This window comes from Streptomyces sp. NPDC001933, from assembly GCF_042890955.1.
GTDB lineage: Bacteria > Actinomycetota > Actinomycetes > Streptomycetales > Streptomycetaceae > Streptomyces.
In genome coordinates this window covers 1-4486 of sequence record NZ_JBIASS010000092.1, presented here as the reverse complement: position 1 = coordinate 4486, position 4486 = coordinate 1, and the positions used below count along the sequence as shown (strand labels likewise).

Genomic DNA, 4486 nt, shown 5'->3' with positions numbered 1-4486 from the left:
CGTACGAAACTGACGGAGGAGCAGTACCGGGTGCTGCTGGACCCGTTCGCGGCGGCAGGGGTCACGGTCCCAGGGTGGTGAGTACCGAGACCTAGTGACCTGGTTTTGAGTTCTGGGGGGCTCGCCTCATGATTCGTATTCTGTTTCAGATCTTGGGGTTTGCCTGACGGGGCCGGCCCGGCCCGGTGTCCTGGGGTCATGGGTGATACCGGGCTGCCTCCGGTGGTGCTGTCGGAAGTTGAGCGGTTGACGTTGCAGAGCTGGGCCGGGCGGCGCTCGACAGCGCAGGGCCTGGCCCAGCGTGCGCAGATCGTGCTGTCGTGCGCGCAAGGGGGTAACAACGCCGCGGTGGCCGCCCGGCTGGGCATCGGGCGCAAGACGGTGGGCAGATGGCGGTCCCGGTTCCTGCGGCACGGGCTGGACGGTCTGTCGGACGAGCCGCGGCCCGGGGTCCCGCGGACCATCACCGACGCCCAGGTGGAAGAAGTGGTGGTCCGCACTCTTGAGGAGATACCCCAGGGGGCGACGCACTGGTCAAAGCGGGAGCTGGCCAAACGGGTCGGCGTCTCGCCGTCGAACGTGCTGCGAATCTGGCGGGCTTTCGGTCTGGAGCCCTGGCGGACCGAGACCTTCAAGATCTTGCCCGATCCACTGCTGATCGACAAGATCCGTGACGTGGTGGGCCTGTATCTGGCTCCGCCGGCGAACGCGCTGGTGTTCGCGGTGGACGAGAAACCGCAGATCCAGGCCCTAGAGCGGACCGCTCCGGTGCTGCCAATGGTCCCGGGCACCCCCGAGCGGCGCAGTTTCGACTACGTCCGGCACGGCACGGTCGACCTGTTCGCCACCCTGAACACCGCGACCGGCAAGGTGATCGGGAAACTGTCCGCACAGCACCGGGCGGTCGACTTCCGCGGCTTCCTCGACGAGATCGACCGCCAGACCGATCCCGGCCTGGCGGTCCACGTGATCTGCGACAACCTCTCCGCCCACAAGGCACCGGTCGTGCACAAGTGGCTGCTCGCGCACCCCCGGTTCGAGCTGCACTTCACCCCGACCTACTCGTCCTGGATCAACCAGGTCGAGCGGTGGTTCGCCGAGCTGGAACGGCGTTGCCTCGAACGCGGCGTGTTCTGCTCACTCGACGACCTCAAAGACCGCACTCGAAGACTGGATCAAGGTCTGGAACGACAACGCCCGGCCCTTCAAGTGGACCAAGACCGCCGATCAGATTCTCGACCGCGTCTGCCGCTACTGCGACAGGCTCTCCGGACCAGGTCACTAGGCGCGGGCAGCCGCCAGGCCTTCCTCGAACGCAATGTCCTGGTGCGACCAGACCATGCCCAGCCCGTCGAGCTGTTCCACCCGCCCCGCATCCAGACGCCCCGCCCAATGGGTTTTGCGCTGATCAGCCAGCCACGTCCCCAGCGGAAACCCCGTCGGAACCCAGTCATCGGGGGTGATGTAGTCGTACGGCACCCGCAACTGCTGCGCACCGGTCTCCTTCACGTACCGCACGCATGCCTGGATACCGCGCCGCCAGAACGTGTTCTCCGGCTCGATCACCCGCAGCCTCACGAACCGTGGCAGCAACGCCGGGTCCCGAGGCGTGCTGAACTTCAGCAGTTCCTGCGCAGGCGCACTCGGTCCCCGCTCACCCGCCGGCTCCTCCACCTCGCCTTCCTCGCCCTCCTCGACCACCCAACTACCGCTGCGCACACGAGGATCGGCGAGGTGCTCGATCGTGTCGGTGTCGTGCGCCCGCAGCGCTGAGAGGACCTTCGCGAGGGTTCCGTAGGCGTCCGAGGTCAGCATTTCGTCCGGTGTTTCACCCGGCGCAAGGAATACAGGAACAATCAGAGAAGCAATCTTCCCTTGACCAGGCTTCATTCTCAGGGCACGTCCAACCATTTGCACGATGTCGATCACCGACCCCCGAGCATCGCAGAACGCGACGGAATCACAATTCGCCGTATCAACGCCCTCACCCAGCACCTTCACCGAGCTCAACACCCTCAAAGCCGCCGGCACCAACCCCTTCCCCGACCGCCGCCCACCCCCGCTGCGCCCCCGACACCACCCTCGACCAGCTGCGCCTGTTCCTGGTTCTCGATGACGTCGGACGCGAACTCCTCCAGCACGGCACGCCGGTGGGCGGGCGGGTGTTCGCCGTACCGCCAGTCCGCCCACACCCGCTCCGGCTCCGGGCCAGCGGCGGACCGTCTCCGTGGGAGACGAGCACGCCGCGTTCGAGCATCAGCTCCTCGACCTCGCGGAGCGACAGCGGGAAACGGAAGTGCAGCCACACGCAGTGCGCGATGATCTCCACCGGGTACCGGTGCCCCTTGTACGACGGCGGCGCGCTGTCCACGGACGACCCCTCCCAGCACGACCAACCAGAAGATCGTCCCAGGCCGGTCAGTCAACGTGACAGTGCCCTCCAACGACCCAGAACCCAACCCGTCTCGGATCGGTACAACGGGGTGCGCCCCTGGCGCAAGGGCGTGCCTTGCGTCAGGGGCGTGGTCGGGGAAGGGCTGCGGTAGGGGTCAGCGTACGGCGTAGGCCTTGATCAGGGTCTGTTCGATCTTGCTGCCGTGGGTGTCCTGTGCCTTGATGCGCAGGGACACGTAGCCCGATGCCGGGTTGTTGACGGACACCTTGTAGCTGCCGTCGCTCTTGCTCTTGAGCTTCGCGGGCTGCCAGGTGGCACCGTCGTCGGCGGACGCCTCCACCTTCACCCCGTCGATGTCCGGGGTGGCGCCGTTCTGGAGGACGAAGGCCAGGTCGAAGTGGTAGTTCTTGCCGCCCTTGGCGGTGTTCTCCGCGTCCAGGTCCAGGCCGTACCTCGGCCAGAGCAGCGCCAGGTCCTCCTGGCCGTTCGCCGGCCGGGCGGACTTGAACGTCCACGCGGTGCTGGCCTTGGTGGACAGCGGGAACCACTCCGGGTGCTCGGTGTCCATGGTGATCCGGTAGGTCGCCGGGTCAGGGCTGACCGGCAGCGTTGTGAGCGAGAACCAGCCTTGTTCCTTGAAGAGTTTGCTGTCCTGGTACAGCCGCACCGTCGACGTGGTGCCGTTGTCGCCCTGGAAGTAGGCGTAGTGTCCGGGCTGGCTGTCGCCCATCTCCATCATGTTGAGGGTGACCTTGTCACCGTCGCGGAACGCAAGGGTGCTCTCCGGTCCGGACGGGCCGTTCGCAGCGCCCAGCCAGGTCTCCTCGCGCTGCTCGCCCGGGCTGTAGTTGCGGATGAGGTCTCTCATGCTGGTGATGATGTCCTTGCGGTCCGGGTAGACCGTGTGCCACCACCGCATGTCCTTCATCGTCGGCCACTTGCTGCCGGTGGAGTACCACTCCTCCCGGTCCACCGGGGCGTCGTAGAAGTCTATGAGTTGGGTGATGAAGGATTCTCCCGGGCGGATCGCCGAGGTGGTGTCGCCGATCAGAGTGCCCTTGGTGCTGCGGTAGTGGGACTTCACCATGGCCGAGTTCTCCGTGGTGACCGCGTCGGTGGGGTCGCCCGGAATGCCCCCGGGCACCATCAGCGCGATGTTGTACGCGTAGGGGTTCTTCTTGATGCCCTGCAGGCTGATCCGCGTGGGACCGTCGGCCATCCGGCCGAAGAGCACCGCGCCCTCGTCCTGGGTGAGGCTCCAGGCCGGGATAGCGGTGCCGGTGACGCGCGGCACGCTGGTTGCGTAGACGCCGGGCCGGTCGTTGACGATGATCGCTGCCTTCGCGCCGGCACCGGCCACAGCGGCGATCTGGTCGACGACCTTCAAGGTGGCATCGCGGGTGACGACCGCGAGCTTGCCATCGAAGTCCTTGCCGGCCAGGTCCTCCGGCCGTCCCGTGCCGGCGTCGACCGCCTGGAGCTTGCTGGAGCCGTACAACCGGGCCGCATAGAGCACCGGCGTGAGCGGGAGCGCGCCTCCCTGCCCGGCATAGGACGCCCGGATCAACGGCGAGTACCTACGGTCCTGGAAGTTGAACTCGAAGGTACCGTCCGTCACCGGCTTGGTGGGCACCACATAGGCGTGCTTCGCGAACAGGCTCGACGTACCCTTCATGTAGTCGATCCCCCTTTTACCGGGGAGGCCCTGGCGGTACCCGAGCTTGTACTGGCTCGACTGCGACTCCTTGGGAGTCGCGACCTTGACCTCCTTGCCCAGCCTGGCGTCCATCGTGATCGTCCGGTCCGCCTTCAGATCCACGACGGGCTCACCGGCGAGCGTGTTGCTCACGGCCAGGCCCGTGGCCTTGTCCTTCGTATAGACCAAGCCCATGACGGAGTAGCGACCCTGCGGCACCGCGACGGTCTTGGTTCCGCCCTGGGGGAAGACCTCTTGGGCGACCCCGTTGTCCAGGTCGAACACCACGAGTTCGCCGGACGCCGGGTCTCCGTTCCGGTCGATCGTGTTGAGGGTGAGGTCGACGGTGGGCACGTCCTTCGTGGCGCCGACGGTGGTGCGGATCGCGGTGCCGT

Annotated in this window: 2 protein-coding genes and 2 pseudogenes; 1 reads left to right on the top strand and 3 read right to left on the bottom strand. The window is 66.6% G+C overall.

The features are described from left to right. Window positions 1–198 precede the first annotated feature (198 nt). Window positions 199–1285, top strand: a pseudogene (locus tag ACFYY7_RS45225) (IS630 family transposase). On the opposite strand, the gene ACFYY7_RS45220 reads toward ACFYY7_RS45225, so the two are convergent. From ACFYY7_RS45220 to ACFYY7_RS45210, 3 genes and pseudogenes are all read right to left on the bottom strand, one after another. Beyond that, the gene (locus tag ACFYY7_RS45220) at window positions 1282–2013 is read right to left on the bottom strand and encodes a Helicase associated domain protein (protein WP_388672212.1); all 732 of its coding nucleotides are present in this window, start codon (window positions 2011–2013) and stop codon (window positions 1282–1284) included. The pseudogene ACFYY7_RS45225 and the gene ACFYY7_RS45220 sit on opposite strands and share 4 nt — an antisense overlap. A 195-nt stretch (window positions 2014–2208) precedes the next feature. Continuing rightward, window positions 2209–2371 (bottom strand): annotated as a pseudogene (locus ACFYY7_RS45215) (IS6 family transposase); the annotation flags it as partial. A gap of 178 nt (window positions 2372–2549) precedes the next feature. Then, the coding region (locus ACFYY7_RS45210; RefSeq protein WP_388672209.1) for a PA domain-containing protein at window positions 2550–4486 on the bottom strand (1937 nt) is incomplete at its 5' end.